This window comes from Stutzerimonas stutzeri, from assembly GCF_009789555.1.
Lineage (GTDB): Bacteria > Pseudomonadota > Gammaproteobacteria > Pseudomonadales > Pseudomonadaceae > Stutzerimonas > Stutzerimonas stutzeri_R.
In genome coordinates, this window is the sequence record NZ_CP046902.1 from 4,201,411 (window position 1) to 4,215,720 (window position 14,310).

Annotated in this window: 13 protein-coding genes; 7 read left to right on the plus strand and 6 right to left on the minus strand. The window is 64.7% G+C overall.

Annotated features, from left to right (window positions below):
• From GQA94_RS19485 to GQA94_RS19505, 5 genes are all read right to left on the minus strand, one after another.
• Entirely contained in the window at positions 1 to 1,389 is a 1,389-nt protein-coding gene (locus GQA94_RS19485; protein WP_158189558.1) for a PepSY-associated TM helix domain-containing protein, read from the minus strand.
• 114 nt (positions 1,390 to 1,503) lie between these two features.
• Positions 1,504 to 1,911, minus strand: a complete 408-nt coding sequence (locus GQA94_RS19490) for a DUF2946 family protein (RefSeq protein ID WP_158189559.1) — start codon at positions 1,909 to 1,911, stop codon at positions 1,504 to 1,506.
• Positions 1,912 to 2,110: 199 nt separating this feature from the next.
• On the minus strand, positions 2,111 to 3,346 hold the full coding sequence (locus GQA94_RS19495) for a sensor domain-containing phosphodiesterase (RefSeq protein WP_233270188.1): 1,236 nt from the start codon (positions 3,344 to 3,346) through the stop codon (positions 2,111 to 2,113).
• 96 nt (positions 3,347 to 3,442) lie between these two features.
• A complete protein-coding gene (gene xth / locus GQA94_RS19500; protein ID WP_158189561.1) occupies positions 3,443 to 4,306 on the minus strand; it encodes an exodeoxyribonuclease III in 864 nt (287 codons plus the stop codon).
• Between the two features lie 92 nt (positions 4,307 to 4,398).
• The gene (locus GQA94_RS19505) at positions 4,399 to 5,307 is read right to left on the minus strand and encodes a LysR family transcriptional regulator (RefSeq protein ID WP_158189562.1); all 909 of its coding nucleotides are present in this window, start codon (positions 5,305 to 5,307) and stop codon (positions 4,399 to 4,401) included.
• 115 nt (positions 5,308 to 5,422) lie between these two features.
• Between GQA94_RS19505 and gcl the strand changes: the two genes are divergently transcribed.
• The 6 genes from gcl to GQA94_RS19535 all read left to right on the plus strand — a co-directional run bounded on the left by gcl (position 5,423) and on the right by GQA94_RS19535 (position 13,473).
• The gene (gene gcl / locus GQA94_RS19510) at positions 5,423 to 7,204 is read left to right on the plus strand and encodes a glyoxylate carboligase (protein ID WP_158189563.1); all 1,782 of its coding nucleotides are present in this window, start codon (positions 5,423 to 5,425) and stop codon (positions 7,202 to 7,204) included.
• Between the two features lie 183 nt (positions 7,205 to 7,387).
• On the plus strand, positions 7,388 to 8,170 hold the full coding sequence (gene hyi, locus GQA94_RS19515; RefSeq protein WP_158189564.1) for a hydroxypyruvate isomerase: 783 nt from the start codon (positions 7,388 to 7,390) through the stop codon (positions 8,168 to 8,170).
• Between the two features lie 155 nt (positions 8,171 to 8,325).
• Positions 8,326 to 9,216, plus strand: a complete 891-nt coding sequence (locus GQA94_RS19520) for a 2-hydroxy-3-oxopropionate reductase (RefSeq protein WP_158189565.1) — start codon at positions 8,326 to 8,328, stop codon at positions 9,214 to 9,216.
• 305 nt (positions 9,217 to 9,521) lie between these two features.
• Positions 9,522 to 10,793, plus strand: a complete 1,272-nt coding sequence (locus GQA94_RS19525) for a glycerate kinase type-2 family protein (RefSeq protein ID WP_158189566.1) — start codon at positions 9,522 to 9,524, stop codon at positions 10,791 to 10,793.
• A 102-nt stretch (positions 10,794 to 10,895) separates the two neighbouring features.
• Positions 10,896 to 12,311 carry a pyruvate kinase gene (gene pyk / locus GQA94_RS19530; RefSeq protein ID WP_158189567.1) on the plus strand — a complete coding sequence of 472 codons (1,416 nt, stop codon included), beginning with the start codon at positions 10,896 to 10,898 and terminating at the stop codon, positions 12,309 to 12,311.
• 274 nt (positions 12,312 to 12,585) lie between these two features.
• Positions 12,586 to 13,473 (plus strand): urea transporter, encoded by an 888-nt coding sequence (locus tag GQA94_RS19535; protein ID WP_158189568.1) that lies wholly within the window; start codon positions 12,586 to 12,588, stop codon positions 13,471 to 13,473.
• 2 nt (positions 13,474 to 13,475) lie between these two features.
• Here GQA94_RS19535 and GQA94_RS19540 read toward each other — a convergent pair whose 3' ends face one another.
• Positions 13,476 to 13,700 (minus strand): DUF2188 domain-containing protein, encoded by a 225-nt coding sequence (locus GQA94_RS19540; protein ID WP_158189569.1) that lies wholly within the window; start codon positions 13,698 to 13,700, stop codon positions 13,476 to 13,478.
• Positions 13,701 to 14,123: 423 nt separating this feature from the next.
• Between GQA94_RS19540 and GQA94_RS19545 the strand changes: the two genes are divergently transcribed.
• Positions 14,124 to 14,300 carry a general stress protein gene (locus GQA94_RS19545; protein ID WP_158189570.1) on the plus strand — a complete coding sequence of 59 codons (177 nt, stop codon included), beginning with the start codon at positions 14,124 to 14,126 and terminating at the stop codon, positions 14,298 to 14,300.
• Positions 14,301 to 14,310: the final 10 nt, after the last annotated feature.

Genomic DNA, 14,310 nt, shown 5'->3' on the forward strand with positions numbered 1-14,310 from the left:
TTAACCGGCCTGCCGACGGCGCGCGTGATCGGTTCGTCGCCACCCGGCCACTGCCCACTCGGCAAAAAGAAACAGCAGCAGGCTGCCGCCAAGCACCGGCAGGCAGTAACCGAACAGCGCCGCCACCGCTACCGTGGTCAGGCGAGTCGCTGGAGAAAGACCGCGAAACGCCTGCAGCAGCCCGGTGCCGCGCACAGACGAACGACGGCGCCACGCCATCAGGTAACCCCAGATCACCAGCGTCGCCAGACCGAGCGCAGTGACCGCGAGCAATAGCTGGTTGGCCAGGCCGAACAACGACCCCATATGCGCGTCGATGCCCCAGCGCGTCAGCTTCGCGGCCAGCGGAAAGGTCGCGAAATCGATGCGATCGGTAACCGCCAAGGTGCGCGGGTCGACAGCGACCGCGTCAACCTGAGTCGGCCAATTGCGGTCGATCTCAGTCACCGTCCAGGCTCGATCAGGCCCGGCGGCGGGCACGATTTCCAGCTTGGCGGCATCGATCCCGCTGCGTCGCGCGACTGCCAGCACGGCATCGAACAACGCGGGGGCGACGGCCTCGCCCGACGCCATCGGCATTCCGTGGTGGTGGGCATGTTCAGCGGCGGGAGCCGTAGCCTCGCCAGCCAGTACCGTCGATACGCTTGGCGTGGACATACCGAACGCGGCCCTTGCCACGCCGATGTTGCCTCCCGCCCAGCGCGACCAGGTGAGCCCCGTGGCGGAAAAGAACAGCAACCCCACCAGCAGCCACACCCCCAGCGTGGCATGCCAGCGCCGTAGAGCTTGCGTGCTGGCCGAGCGCCCAGCACGGCGGCGGATCGTCCAGAGCACCAGCCCGCCCAGTGCCGCCACCCACAGCCAGGACGCTGCCAGCTCACTGTAGAGCCGGCCCGGCTCGCCCAGTAGCAGGCTGCGATGGAGCTGATCGAGCCAGGTCCGCAGCGGCAGCACCCCAGTGGTGCCGTATACCGGCAGATCGCCGCGAATCTCAGCCGTCACCGGGTCGATGAACACGGCGTGGCTCTGTGAAGCCGTCAGGCCCGGTGCGTTGAACATGACCCGCGTGGTGGTGCCGGGTCGCGGTGCCGGACGCACCGCCGCCAGCGTTGCCGCCGAGCCGACATGGCGCTGGGCGGTCTCCACCTGGCGTGCCAGCGGCAACGGTTGGCCCTCGCTGTGGGTGAACAACTGCTCGGCATACAGTCGGTTCTCGAGCTGTGGCGTCAATGCATAGACCAAGCCGCTCAAGGCCGCCAGGAGGATGAACGGGCCGACGAACAGGCCCACGCAGAGATGCAAACGGACGACCAGCGCCAACAGGGGGCGCTGCGCCCGCGCGGCAAGGGGTGGCGCCTCGGGCTGGGTGCCAGGAATGGATGATGACATGAAGGCTCACTCGATCGAAAAACAACGCCCTTCCGCCACCGGGAGGGCAACGCGGATCGCCGCCAGCCGAACTCAGGCGGCAGACGGGTGGGATCCAGGTCCAGTTCGAGACGATCAGGCGTACGGAGAAGCGCGAGGGTTGAGGCTGGGCCAGCGATGACGTGGCGATAGCGGCGGCGAAAGCGCCGGCGCGACGGCGCATGAGCGCGCCAGCCGCGGTGGATTCAGCGCCGGCGCATTGCCCGGTATCGCCACCAGCAATCCCGCCGCGCAGCAACAGGGCATGTCGGAGTGGTGCGCAGGCGCGGGCGTTTCGCCGCCAGGCGCTGCGTGGCTGCCGTGGCCCGCAAGGTGCTCGTGCAGGGCGAGCGCCTGTACAGCCTGCCGGCTGGTCTCGGTCACCGGGCAGTGTCCGGCCATGCGGGGCATCGGCGCACTGCCCCCCATCAGGGGCATCATCACCAGATGCAGCAGCATCGCCAGGGCAGCGATCCAGACCGGGGCGCGACGGGGGTTGAACATGGGGAAACTGGAAACTCCAGCCGGATTGGAATGAGCCAGCGCACCGGCAGGGCGACGACCGGCACGCACGCCGACAAGACAAGACGCGGCGGACTGGATTGTAGACGGCCCCGCCCATGCGCACCACGCGCGGCTCATCGCAACGTGGCCCCGGCGACCGGTCGCACCGCCTCGATGCGGCATGCGCCCCGTGCCTGCCTCAGCGACCCGGCTCGTCCAGAGGCTGCGGCATGCCCAACAGGTAGCCCTGGGCCTTGGTCACCTTCAACCCGCGCAGAACCGCCAGCTCGGCATCCGTTTCGACGCCCTCGGCGATGATTTTGCTGCCGGTCTGCTCGGCGAACCGGATCAGCGCTGCGGCCATCGCACAGCAATCGCTGTCGCTGTCGAGATTACTAATCAGGCTCCGGTCCAGCTTGATCACATCGGGTTTGAGCTTGAGGATGTGGCGGAAACTGGCGTAACCGGCGCCCGCATCGTCCACCGCCAGGCGCAGGCCAGCCTGACGCAACGGCTCGAGGATCGTGGCGATCAGCGCATAGTCGACGATGGATCGATGCTCGGTGACTTCGAGCATCAGGCGATGCAAGGGTTGCCTGGCGAGCAGTTCGACCACCGAACCATCGAGCAGCGCGTCAGGGCAGACATTCAACGACAGGTACACGTCATCGGGTATCAGGCGCAGGCCGTCGAGCGCGGTTTCGAGCAGGACGGTTTCCAGCTCCGTGCGCAGCCCGACCTCGCCCGCCTCGTCCATCCAGCGGTCCGGCGCACGATAGGGTTCGGGGCGAAAACGCGCCAGCGCCTCGTACCCGACGACGACGTTGTGAGCCAGATGGAAGATCGGCTGATAGACCATCCAGAAGTCCCGCCGCTGGATCACCGCCCTGATGCGCTCTGATTTCTCGCTGCGTTGCTGAGCGCTGAGTGCATGCCGCTCGAGCAGCCCGCCAGCGAAGCGGGCGAACAGGCGCATGGCTCCCAGATCGGTGTCGTCGAGGCTTTGGTCCGCTTGCCGACTGAAGCAGCAGAAGGTGCCGTAGAGCGAACCATCGCTGAAGCGGATAGGTACGCTCATGTGTGCGCCGATCGGAATGCTCCGGGTTTCGGGAAGCGCCAGCGCTTCCTTGAACTCAGGCGCATCGCGGATCAATTCAGGCAGGCGACCGTCGATGATGCGCTGGCAATAGCTTTCTTCCAGCGGCCCGCCCTCGCCGACCGTCAATGCCATGCTGCGATGGCTGCCCTCGATGTGGCGAAACACCCGCAGCCCTTCGCGAAACTCGCCGATGAAGGCGACATCCATTCGCAAGTGGGCCCGCACCGCATGCAGGGCCTCGCTCAGCACCTCATCGATGGACAGCTCGCTCCGGTCGTCACCTGCCACTTTCAACGGTGATCCATTGCCGCCAACCAGATCAGAATCCCGGTTCATCATGGGTGCTCCTTTCGTTCTTCCATCGGAAGAATCCAGGCGTGCCGACGGACTCAGACACAAGACCGGAACGGGTTACCGAGCCCTGCCTTGAGCCTAGCGCTCATCACGCGGCTGCCCGGTCGCGGACGACGATCGGCGCCTGGACGGTTTTTTCGGCGGACTGGCTTCCGCATCGCCTGTGGCCAGCGTGATCCAGGTCGGTGCGTGGTCGCTGGCATGCGCCTGATCGCGCACCCAGCGGTCCACGCCGGCATCGAGCAGGCGGGGCGCCAGATCGGCACTGAGCAGCAAATGATCGATACGAAGGCCGGCGTTTTTCTGCCAGTGCTGGCGAAAGTAATCCCAGAACGTGTAGATGCGCTCGTCGGGATACCGGGCGCGCAACGCATCGGTCCAGCCCTGCTCCAGCAGACGCTCATAGCAGGCACGGCTTTCCGGCTGCAGCAGCGCATCCTTGGTCCAGGACCGCGGGTTATAGATGTCCTCATCGGTGGGCACGACGTTGTAATCGCCGGCCAGCACCACCGGATGACCGCTGTCGAACAGGCCGGCCGCATGCTCGATCAGACGCTCGAACCAGGCGAGCTTGTAGTCGAATTTCGGCCCCGGTTGCGGATTGCCGTTGGGCAGGTAGAGGCAGGCGACGATGACGCCGTGGGCCGCGGCTTCCAGATAACGGCTGTGGCTGTCGTCCGGATCGCCAGGCAGGCCGCGGCGAATCTCGAGAGGGTCATCACCGCGTGAGAGTATCGCCACGCCATTCCAGGATTTCTGCCCATGCCAGATCGCCCCGTAGCCGGCGGCGCGGATATCGTCGATGGGAAAGTCCGCGTCCTGAGCCTTGAGTTCCTGCAGGCAGACCACATCGGGCTGTTCACGCTCAAGCCAGTCGAGCAGGTTGGCCCGGCGCGCACGAATGCCGTTGATGTTGAAGGTGGCGATTTTCAGAGAATCCACGGGTAGCCTCGCACCGATAGCTGTCTGTGCTGAGACTAGCAGCCGGCCCCCGAGGTTCGACCCGGTTGGCCGCTAGCGGATTCGCCTCAGGCTCAGCGGACCTCCCAGTAGCCGGGTGCGTTGTAGATCGCCTTCAGGTAGTCGATGAAGAAACGTACCTTGGCCGGCAGATACCGCTGCTGCGGATAGACCGCCTGGATGTCGTAGGCCGACAGCGCGAACCCATCGAGCACTGTCACCAGTTCGCCGCGCTTGAGTTCGGCCTGAATCTCCCAGGTCGAGCGCCAGCCGATGCCGATGCCCTGCTTGACCCAGTCGAACAGCAGCTCGCCGTCGTTGCAGTCGAGGTTGCCCGACACGCGCACCGCCACTTGTTTACCGTCGCGCAGAAAGGTCCAGCCGCGCTGCTGCCCGCCCTGCAGGTTGAACGCCAGGCAGTTATGCCGCGAGAGGTCTTCCAGCGTGCGGGGCACGCCCTGCCGCTCGAAATACTCCGGCGCGCCGCAGACCACGCGGCGGTTTGGGAACAGCTTGATGGCGACGTAATTGGGGTCGGTCACCTCGCCGATACGGATGCCCATGTCGTAGCCGTGACGCACCAGATCGACCACGCTGTCGGTGAAATTGAACGACAGTTGCAGGTCCGGATAACGCGCCTGGAAAGCCGGCGCGTGCGGGCCGATGTGGCGGCGGCCGAACGCGGCGGGCGCCGACACCACGAGGTGCCCGCGCACCGAGGTGCGGTCGTGGCTGATGCTGGCGTCCGCTTCGTCGAAATCCTTGAGCAGCCCGCGCGCGCGTTCCAGATACTGCTCGCCCAGATCGGTCAACGCCAACCCACGGGTCGAGCGGTGCATCAACTTGACGCCCAGGTGGCGCTCCAGCGCGTCGAGGCGCCGGCCCATGACCACCGGCGTGACGCCTTCCTTGAGCGCCGCGGCGGCGAAGCTGCCGTTCTCAGCGACCAGAACGAAGCTGTGCAAGGTGGTGTAGCGATCCATTCGATACTCCTGATATCGACAGAACTGAAGTTTCGGCCAATTCCGCCTCGGGTTCCAGCGCTGCATGCTTGGGCCACGTATAAAAACTATCGAGTACACGTAGGAGGAACGATCCATGGCCCGAATGAGAGCAATCGATGCCGCGGTTGCGGTCTTGCGCAAGGAAGGTATCGACACCGCCTTCGGCATCCCCGGTGCCGCGATCAACCCGCTGTACTCTGCCCTGCGCGCCGACGGCGGTATCCGCCACATTCTCGCTCGCCACGTCGAAGGCGCCTCGCACATGGCCGAGGGTTATACCCGTACCAAGGCGGGCAACATCGGCGTCTGCATCGGCACCTCCGGCCCCGCCGGCACTGACATGATCACCGGCCTCTATTCGGCCTGGGCCGACTCCATCCCGATTCTCTGCATCACCGGCCAGGCGCCGCGCGCTCGCCTGTACAAGGAAGATTTCCAGGCGGTGGATATCGAATCGATTGCCAAGCCGGTGACCAAGTGGGCGGTTACCGTGCGCGAGCCGGCCCTGGTGCCGCGCGTGTTCCAGCAAGCCTTCCACGTGATGCGCTCGGGTCGCCCCGGTCCGGTGCTGATCGACCTGCCGTTCGACGTACAGATGGCCGAGATCGAATTCGACGTGGACACCTACGAGCCGCTGGCGGTGTACAAGCCCGCCGCGACCCGCAAGCAGATCGAAAAGGCCATCGACATGCTCTGCGCTGCCGAACGCCCGCTGATCGTGGCCGGCGGCGGCATCTACAACGCGGGCGCCGAAGCGCTGCTGGTGGAATTCGCAGAGACCGTTGGCGTCCCGGTGATCCCGACGCTGATGGGTTGGGGCTCGATCCCCGATGACCATCCCTTGATGGCCGGCATGTGCGGGCTGCAGACCAGCCATCGCTACGGCAACGCCAGCATGCTGGCCTCGGATTTCGTGCTCGGCATCGGTAACCGCTGGGCCAACCGTCACACCGGTTCGGTCGAGGTCTATACCAAGGACCGGACCTTCGTACACGTGGATATCGAGCCGACCCAGATCGGCCGGGTATTCTCGCCGGACTTCGGCATCACCTCCGACGCCGGCGCCGCGCTGAAGCTGTTCGTCGAAGTCGCCAGAGAACGCAAGGCCGCCGGCAGGTTGCCGGATCGCACGCCATGGGCTGCCGACTGCCAGGAGCGCAAGCGCACCCTGCTGCGCAAGACGCACTTCGACTCCGTGCCGATGAAGCCGCAGCGCGTGTACCAATGCATGAACAACGCATTCGGCAAGGATGCCTGCTACGTCAGCACCATTGGCTTGTCGCAGATCGCCGCCGCGCAGTTCCTGCACGTCTACAAGCCGCGCCACTGGATCAACTGCGGCCAGGCCGGCCCGCTCGGCTGGACCATTCCGGCAGCGCTCGGCGTGGTCGCGGCCGACCCGCAACGCAAGGTGGTGGCGCTTTCCGGCGACTACGACTTCCAGTTCATGATCGAGGAGTTGGCGGTGGGTGCGCAGTTCAAGCTGCCCTACATCCACATCCTGGTGAACAACGCCTACCTCGGGCTGATCCGTCAGGCACAGCGCGGATTCGAAATGGATTACTGCGTGCAGCTGGGCTTCGAGAACATCAATGCCGACCAGAGCGGTATGGAAGGCTACGGGGTCGACCACGTCGCCGTGGTGGAGGGCCTGGGCTGCAAGGCGATCCGGGTGTTCAGGCAGGAAGAGTTGCGCCCGGCCATCGAACAGGCCCAGGCCTGGATGGCCGAGCATCAGGTGCCGGTGGTGATCGAGGTGATTCTCGAGCGCGTCACCAACATCGCGATGGGTACCGAGATCGACGCCGTCAACGAATTCGAGGCGCTGGCCCAGGGCCGCCAAGACGCCCCGACCGCGGTTGGGCTGCTGGACTGATTGACCAAACGCGCGGAAGACGCTTCACGGTCTTCCGTCCTACGGGCAGGAACACGTCGGGCCCGTAGGTGTGAATGTCGCGAAGCACATCCACCGAAACCGCCACACCGAGGATGGCCGCGTGCCGCGCGACCACCACGAGCATCACCGGATTGTCCCTACAGACAAAAAAGGAGAAACACCATGCCCCGTTTTGCCGCCAACCTGTCCATGCTGTTCACCGAGATGGATTTCCTCGACCGTTTTGCCGCCGCTGCCGAAGCAGGCTTCACCGGCGTCGAGTACCTGTTCCCATACGACTACCCGGTCGAGGACATCAAGGCCCGCCTGGACGCCAACGGCCTGACCCAGGTGCTGTTCAACCTGCCAGCCGGCGACTGGGCCAAGGGTGACCGCGGCGTCGCTTGCGATCCTGAGCGGGTCGAGGAATTTCGTGCAGGCGTAGACCAGGCCATCGCCTACGCCAAGGTGCTGGGCAATACGCAGATCAACTGCCTCGCCGGTATCGCACCGAAGGGCGCAGACCTGGGTACGCTGGAAATGACCTTCATCGAGAACCTGCGCTACGCGGCCAAGAAGCTCGAAGCCGTCGGTATCCGACTGGTCATGGAAATGATCAACACCCGCGACATCCCGCGCTTCTTCCTCAACAACACCTCGCAGGCCATGGAGATTCGCGCCAAGGTCGGCAGCAGCAACCTCTTCCTGCAATACGACATCTATCACATGCAGATCATGGAAGGTGATCTGGCGCGAACCCTCGAAACCAACCTGGCGGCGATCAACCATGTACAGCTCGCCGACAACCCAGGCCGCAACGAACCGGGTACCGGCGAGATCAATTACCGCTTCCTGTTCGAGCATCTGGACCGCATCGGCTATCAGGGCTGGGTCGGTTGCGAATACAAGCCGGCCACCACTACCACGGCCGGCCTCGGCTGGCTGAAAACGCACAACGCCATCTAAACCGTTGAGAACACACCCGATGCAGGCAAGACGAGGCCCCCGGGCCACGCGGAACGGTGGATGTTGGCCCAGGCCTCCGGCCGCGGGCGGTTTCGACAGCGTCTTGCCAACCGACAGTGTTGCAGCGACCCAGACTGAATCAAGAGGAAAACATCATGGCTAAAATCGGATTTATCGGCACCGGCATCATGGGCCTGCCCATGGCTCAGAACCTTCTCAAAGCCGGGCACAGCCTCTTTCTTTCCGAACACCACGACCGGGCTCCCGCCGCGTTGATCGAAGCGGGCGCCGTCGCCCTGGCCAGCCCGAAGGAAGTGGCTCTGGAAGCTGAATTCATCATCATCATGGTGCCGGACACCCCGCAGGTCGAAGACGTATTGTTCCGCGAGAACGGCATCGCCGAGGGTGTCGGCCCCAACAAACTGGTGATCGACATGAGTTCGATCTCCCCTAGTGCCACCAAGCAATTCGCCGAAAGGATCGACGCCACCGGTGCCCGATACCTCGATGCGCCCGTGTCGGGTGGCGAAGTCGGTGCCAAGGCCGCCACGTTGTCGATCATGGTCGGCGGTAGCGAGGACAGTTTCGCTCGCGCCCTGCCGCTGTTTCAGGCCATGGGCAAGAACATCACCCTGGTAGGCGGCAACGGTGACGGCCAGACCGCCAAGGTGGCCAACCAGATCATCGTCGCGCTGAATATCCAGGCCGTCGGCGAGGCCCTGCTGTTCGCGGCGAAGAACGGCGCCGATCCGGCACGGGTACGTGAAGCGCTGATGGGCGGCTTCGCCGGTTCGAAGATTCTTGAAGTGCATGGCGAACGCATGATCAAGGGCACCTTCGATCCAGGCTTCCGCATCAGCCTGCACCAGAAGGACCTGAACCTGGCGCTGGCCGGCGCTCGCGAGCTGGGTCTGAACCTGCCCAACACCGCTAACGCCCAGCAGGTGTTCAGCACCTGCGCGGCCATTGGCGGCAGCGGCTGGGACCATTCCGCGCTGATCAAGGGGCTGGAGCACATGGCCAACTTCTCGATCCGCAAAGCATGACCTGAGTTGAGTTGAGCCGCGCCATCCTGCGTTGGACCCAGACAGCGACGCAGGATGGCGCTGCGCTCAACGCCACACAGGAAAACGGATGTCTCACGGGGCGCTTGGAATCACCGCTTCCCCACGACGCGACGCCCCGGTCGACAGCCGCTTTCCTCGCCGCCTTCGGGCGGCATCCTTTCGACCTGTCCGGCAGAAGGTGTCACGGCCCGACTGCCGGGTGGGTCGATTCCAGACCTTAATGCTTGCGTTATCGAGCCCTAAGGTCTGGAATCGGCAGCAGAATCCAATAGAAGGAGCTGTACATGAGCCTCGACCCGCAAGCCTTGCTGCGCGAGCTGTTCACCGCCGCCATCGACGCCGCCCATCCACGCCAGGTGCTGGCCGACCATCTGCCCGCCGATCGCAGCGCACGCGCCATCGTCATCGGCGCCGGCAAAGCCGCTGCAGCCATGGCCGAAGCCATCGAAGGTGTCTGGGAAGGCGAACTGTCCGGCCTGGTCGTCACGCGCTATGGCCATGGCGCCGACTGTCGCAAGATCGAGGTGGTCGAAGCCGCGCATCCCGTGCCGGACGATGCGGGCGAGCGCGTCGCCCGTCGAGTCCTGGAGCTGGTCAGCAATCTCGACGAAAGCGACCGGGTCATCTTTTTGCTGTCCGGTGGCGGTTCCTCGCTGCTGGCGCTTCCGGCCGAGGGCATCAGCCTCGCCGACAAACAGGCCATCAACAAGGCGCTGCTGCGCTCCGGCGCGCACATCGGTGAGATGAACTGCGTGCGCAAGCATCTCTCCGCGATCAAGGGCGGTCGGCTGGCCAAGGCCTGCTGGCCGGCCAGCGTCTACACCTACGCGATTTCCGACGTACCCGGCGACGAGGCGACGGTGATCGCCTCCGGTCCGACCGTGGCCGACCCGACGACGTCTGCCGAGGCGCTGGCCATCCTGGCGCGCTACGACATCGAGATCCCGCAGCATGTGCGCGCCTGGCTGGAGGACCCGCGCTCGGAAACCGTCAAACCGAACGACCCGTGCCTGTCACGCAGCCATTTCCAACTGATCGCCAAGCCACAACAATCGCTCGATGCGGCGGCGGAGAAAGCCCGCGCGGCTGGAATCACGCCGCTGATTCTCGGCGACCTGGAAGGCGAGTCGCGGGAAGTGGCCAAGGTCCATGCAGGCATCGCTCGCCAGGTGGTGCTGCATGGACAGCCGATCACCCCGCCCTGCGTCATTCTCTCCGGCGGCGAAACCACAGTGACGGTACGCGGAAACGGCCGTGGCGGCCGCAACGCCGAGTTCCTCCTGAGCCTCACGGAAAACCTGCAGGGACTGGCGAACGTCTATGCGCTCGCCGGTGATACCGACGGTATCGACGGCTCGGAAGACAACGCCGGCGCGCTGATGACGCCGGACAGCTTCGCCCGCGCCGAAGCGCTCGGCCTGAACGCGGCCGACGAACTGGCCAACAACAATGGCTACGGTTATTTCCAGGCACTCGATGCCCTGCTGATGACCGGCCCGACCCGCACCAACGTCAATGACTTTCGCGCCATCCTGGTCCTGCCGCCATCGCCGTGAGGGCGGTGGCAACGCGCGTTCGCCTCAAGCGTCCGTCTGTACGCGCGTCTGCTACACGCGTCTGTTACACGCGTCATCAACCACTGCCGATAGAGCCCTGCCATGACACCCGACAAGAAGGTCAAGATTCTCGCCACCCTCGGACCGGCCACCCGCAGCATTGCCGATGTGCGCGAGCTGGTGGAGAACGGCGTCAACCTGTTCCGCCTCAACTTCAGCCACGGCGAGCACGCCGACCACGCCGAACGCTTCGCCTGGATACGCGAGGTGGAGCGCGAGCTGAATCAGCCGATCGGTATCCTCATGGATTTGCAGGGTCCCAAACTGCGGGTTGGGCGTTTCGCTGAAGGAAAGGTCCAGCTGGTGCGCGGCCAGACCCTGCGCCTCGATCTCGACCCGACACCGGGAGACAGTAGCCGCGTGAATCTGCCCCATCCGGAAGTCATCGACGCGCTGCAGCCTGGCATGAGCCTGCTGGTGGACGATGGCCGCCTGCGCCTGACCGTCATCGCCAAACATGACAACGCGATCGACACACGCGTGGTCGCGGGCGGTGAGCTGTCGGACCGCAAAGGAGTCAACGTGCCCGAAGCGGTGCTGGAGCTGAGCCCGCTGACTGACAAGGATCGCCGCGATCTGGCCTTCGGCCTGGAGCTGGGTGTCGACTGGGTGGCGCTTTCCTTCGTGCAGCGCCCCCAGGACATCCATGAAGCACGCGGGCTGATCGACGGCCGCGCCTTTCTCATGGCCAAGATCGAGAAGCCTTCGGCGGTGCAGCATCTGCGCGAGATCGCCCGGCTGAGCGACGCGATCATGGTGGCGCGAGGTGATCTGGGAGTAGAAGTACCGGCCGAAAACGTGCCGCGTATCCAGAAGAATATCGTTCGCACCTGCCGCCAGCTCGGGCGTCCGGTGGTCGTGGCCACGCAGATGCTCGAGTCGATGCGCTTCTCTCCTGCACCGACGCGCGCCGAGGTCACTGACGTGGCCAACGCTGTGGCCGAAGGCGCCGATGCGGTGATGCTTTCGGCCGAAACCGCGTCGGGCGACTACCCGCACGAAGCAGTAAGCATGATGAGCAAGATCATTCGGCAAGTGGAAAGCGGCCCCGACTTCCAGGCTCAGCTCGACGTGCATCGGCCAAACGCCGAAGCCACGCTGCCAGACGCCATCAGTTGCGCGATCCGCCGAATCAGCTCGATTCTGCCGGTCGCGGTGCTGGTGAACTACACCGAGTCCGGCCGTTCCAGCCTGCGCGCCTCTCGCGAGCGGCCAAGTACGCCGATCCTCAGCCTGACGCCCAACGTCGCGACTGCCCGCAAGCTGACCGTGGCCTGGGGCGTCTACTCGGTCATCGATGCGCCGATGCATGACATGGAGCACGTTTGCCTGAACGCCCTCGAACTCGCCCGAGCACAGGGCATGGCCGGTACCGGCGATACCGTGGTGATTACCGCTGGCGTGCCGCTGGGCCAGCCCGGCACGACCAACTCCCTGCGGATCGAGACGCTCAATTAGATGATTCTCAGCGGACGAGACGGGCAAGTGAACGCAGTGCTCGTCCGTCCGCCAGCGGGCATCAAGGCCAAACACTCATGGGTCGAGAATCCGGACTCACAGACACGATGAACACCCCGCGCTGGTTCGTGATCGAGCCCGTTCACGGCCATGCCTCGGCCTTGTTGCTGGTCGTCGGCAGCGCCTGTTTTCACCCGCGCGGCCCCGCACCTGCCGGAGCGCAGGCCCGCTTTGGCCGGTGGGCCGGGCTGCCGCTCGCTCGTCGCGGCTAACCATGTGGCGCCGCCCTTTTCCGCACGCCGCCCATGCGGTACTCAACGGCCTCAGCCAGATTTTCCTTCAGGCGAACCCGGCATGCGGGTTACTGATCCTGGTCGCAATCATCCTCCATGCGCCTACGCTGCTGGCCGGCTGCCTGCTCGGTTTGCTCAGCGGTACGCTGACCGCCTGGTGGCTGGGCTATGCGCGCCAGGACATCGAGACCGGGCTGTACGGCTACAACTCCGCTCTGCTGGGCCTGCTGATCAGCCTCGCACTGGGCCCTTCTGCATGGGCGCTGCTCCTGGCAACACTCGGCGGGGCGCTTTCGAGCGTGTTGCAAAGGCGCCTGTTGAACGTCATGCGCGAGCGTGGCGGGCCGGCGGTGTTCACGCTGGCGTTCGTGCTCTTGGGCTGGGTGACGCTGGCGGTCGCCGGCATGCTCGCCCCGGCCACGGCCACCACCTTAGCCGAGTCCGCACCGGACGCCCTGGGGGCGCTGAGTGCCATGGCAAGCGGCATTGGCCAGGTCATGTTCCTCGGTGGCCCGCAGGCAGGGCTTTGCCTGCTGCTGGCCGTTCTGGTCGCCGACATTCGATCAGGGCTATGGGCACTTTGCGGCTCGGCGCTCGGTGTGTACTGCGCGCTACTGACCGGGGTGACCGAGGCGCAGGCGCTCGCCGGGCTGGCCGGCTATAACCCCGCCCTGGCGGCGCTGGCGCTGAGCCAGGTGCACCGCTCGGCGTGGGTACCCGCGCTGGGCATCGCACTGGCCATAGGTTGCAAGCTGGTGTTCGATCAGTTGAGTCTGCCCGCCCTGACGATGCCATTCATCCTTGCCTGCTGGACGGTCGCACGGGTCACGCGGCCCGCCCGGCGGCGCGTCGACCCACGGCCCGCCTGACTTCAGCCTTTGGTCGCACGGGGGTCCTGGTCACGTGGGTAGGTCCGTTCCTCCTCGATCTTGCCATCCTGGGTATGAATCTTCACTGAAGCGGTACGCAGCTTCATGTAGTCACGGGTTTCGTTGATGATGTCTTCCTTGGTCGCGGCTTCGAGCAGCGCCCGCTTGTCTCCTTCCTCGCGCAGTACCCAACGGTCGCCGTCTTGCGTGATGTGATAGTTTTCCATGCTGCCTCCACAGGCTCGCCAATAGACAAAGCTATAGAGCCCGGCGGCGCGTAGCGGTTCGATTGGCAACGCGACCGGGAGCGGTCGCTTTCACCACGAACGGTTCACGAAACCCTGCCAGTGGTGACATTTGTACGGCGCTCGCGCCACGGCCCTTGAGTCCGGTCAATTGGGCAGCGGAACGGCCAGCGGGTACTGGCTGTATGCAATCAACGTGGCGGCGTTAGTTCAAACGAAACTGCAACTAAGCGGGTTCCGTTTCGCTTGTTTCATAACAACCGTAGTTCGAATTAGCCACGACAACCATTCGTCTGCCGTTTGTTACGCGTGGAAACTCCTGAGGCGTAACCGGGCTCTGAAATCATGAAGGCTGATGAGTATTGTCAGCCCTGTAGAGTCTGTATCCATTGAGGAGAAAAAGACATGCCAAACAAGAATCCCGGCAACTTTGCCAATGATCGCGAAAAAGCGTCGGAAGCAGGCAAGAAAGGCGGCCACAACAGTGGCGGCAACTTCGCCAACGACCGCGAAAAGGCCTCGGAAGCAGGCCGCAAAGGCGGGCAAAACAGCCACGGTGGTGGACGCAGCAGCAATAGCTGATTTGTCCCGC

Coding starts and splice junctions, on each gene's coding strand:
- GQA94_RS19485 (WP_158189558.1), bottom strand. CDS start 1,389: ATGTCATCATCCATTCCTGGCACCCAGCCCGAGGCGCCACCCCTTGCC.
- GQA94_RS19490 (WP_158189559.1), bottom strand. CDS start 1,911: ATGTTCAACCCCCGTCGCGCCCCGGTCTGGATCGCTGCCCTGGCGATG.
- GQA94_RS19495 (WP_233270188.1), bottom strand. CDS start 3,346: ATGAACCGGGATTCTGATCTGGTTGGCGGCAATGGATCACCGTTGAAA.
- GQA94_RS19505 (WP_158189562.1), bottom strand. CDS start 5,307: ATGGATCGCTACACCACCTTGCACAGCTTCGTTCTGGTCGCTGAGAAC.
- gcl (WP_158189563.1), top strand. CDS start 5,423: ATGGCCCGAATGAGAGCAATCGATGCCGCGGTTGCGGTCTTGCGCAAG.
- hyi (WP_158189564.1), top strand. CDS start 7,388: ATGCCCCGTTTTGCCGCCAACCTGTCCATGCTGTTCACCGAGATGGAT.
- GQA94_RS19520 (WP_158189565.1), top strand. CDS start 8,326: ATGGCTAAAATCGGATTTATCGGCACCGGCATCATGGGCCTGCCCATG.
- GQA94_RS19525 (WP_158189566.1), top strand. CDS start 9,522: ATGAGCCTCGACCCGCAAGCCTTGCTGCGCGAGCTGTTCACCGCCGCC.
- pyk (WP_158189567.1), top strand. CDS start 10,896: ATGACACCCGACAAGAAGGTCAAGATTCTCGCCACCCTCGGACCGGCC.
- GQA94_RS19535 (WP_158189568.1), top strand. CDS start 12,586: ATGTGGCGCCGCCCTTTTCCGCACGCCGCCCATGCGGTACTCAACGGC.
- GQA94_RS19540 (WP_158189569.1), bottom strand. CDS start 13,700: ATGGAAAACTATCACATCACGCAAGACGGCGACCGTTGGGTACTGCGC.
- GQA94_RS19545 (WP_158189570.1), top strand. CDS start 14,124: ATGCCAAACAAGAATCCCGGCAACTTTGCCAATGATCGCGAAAAAGCG.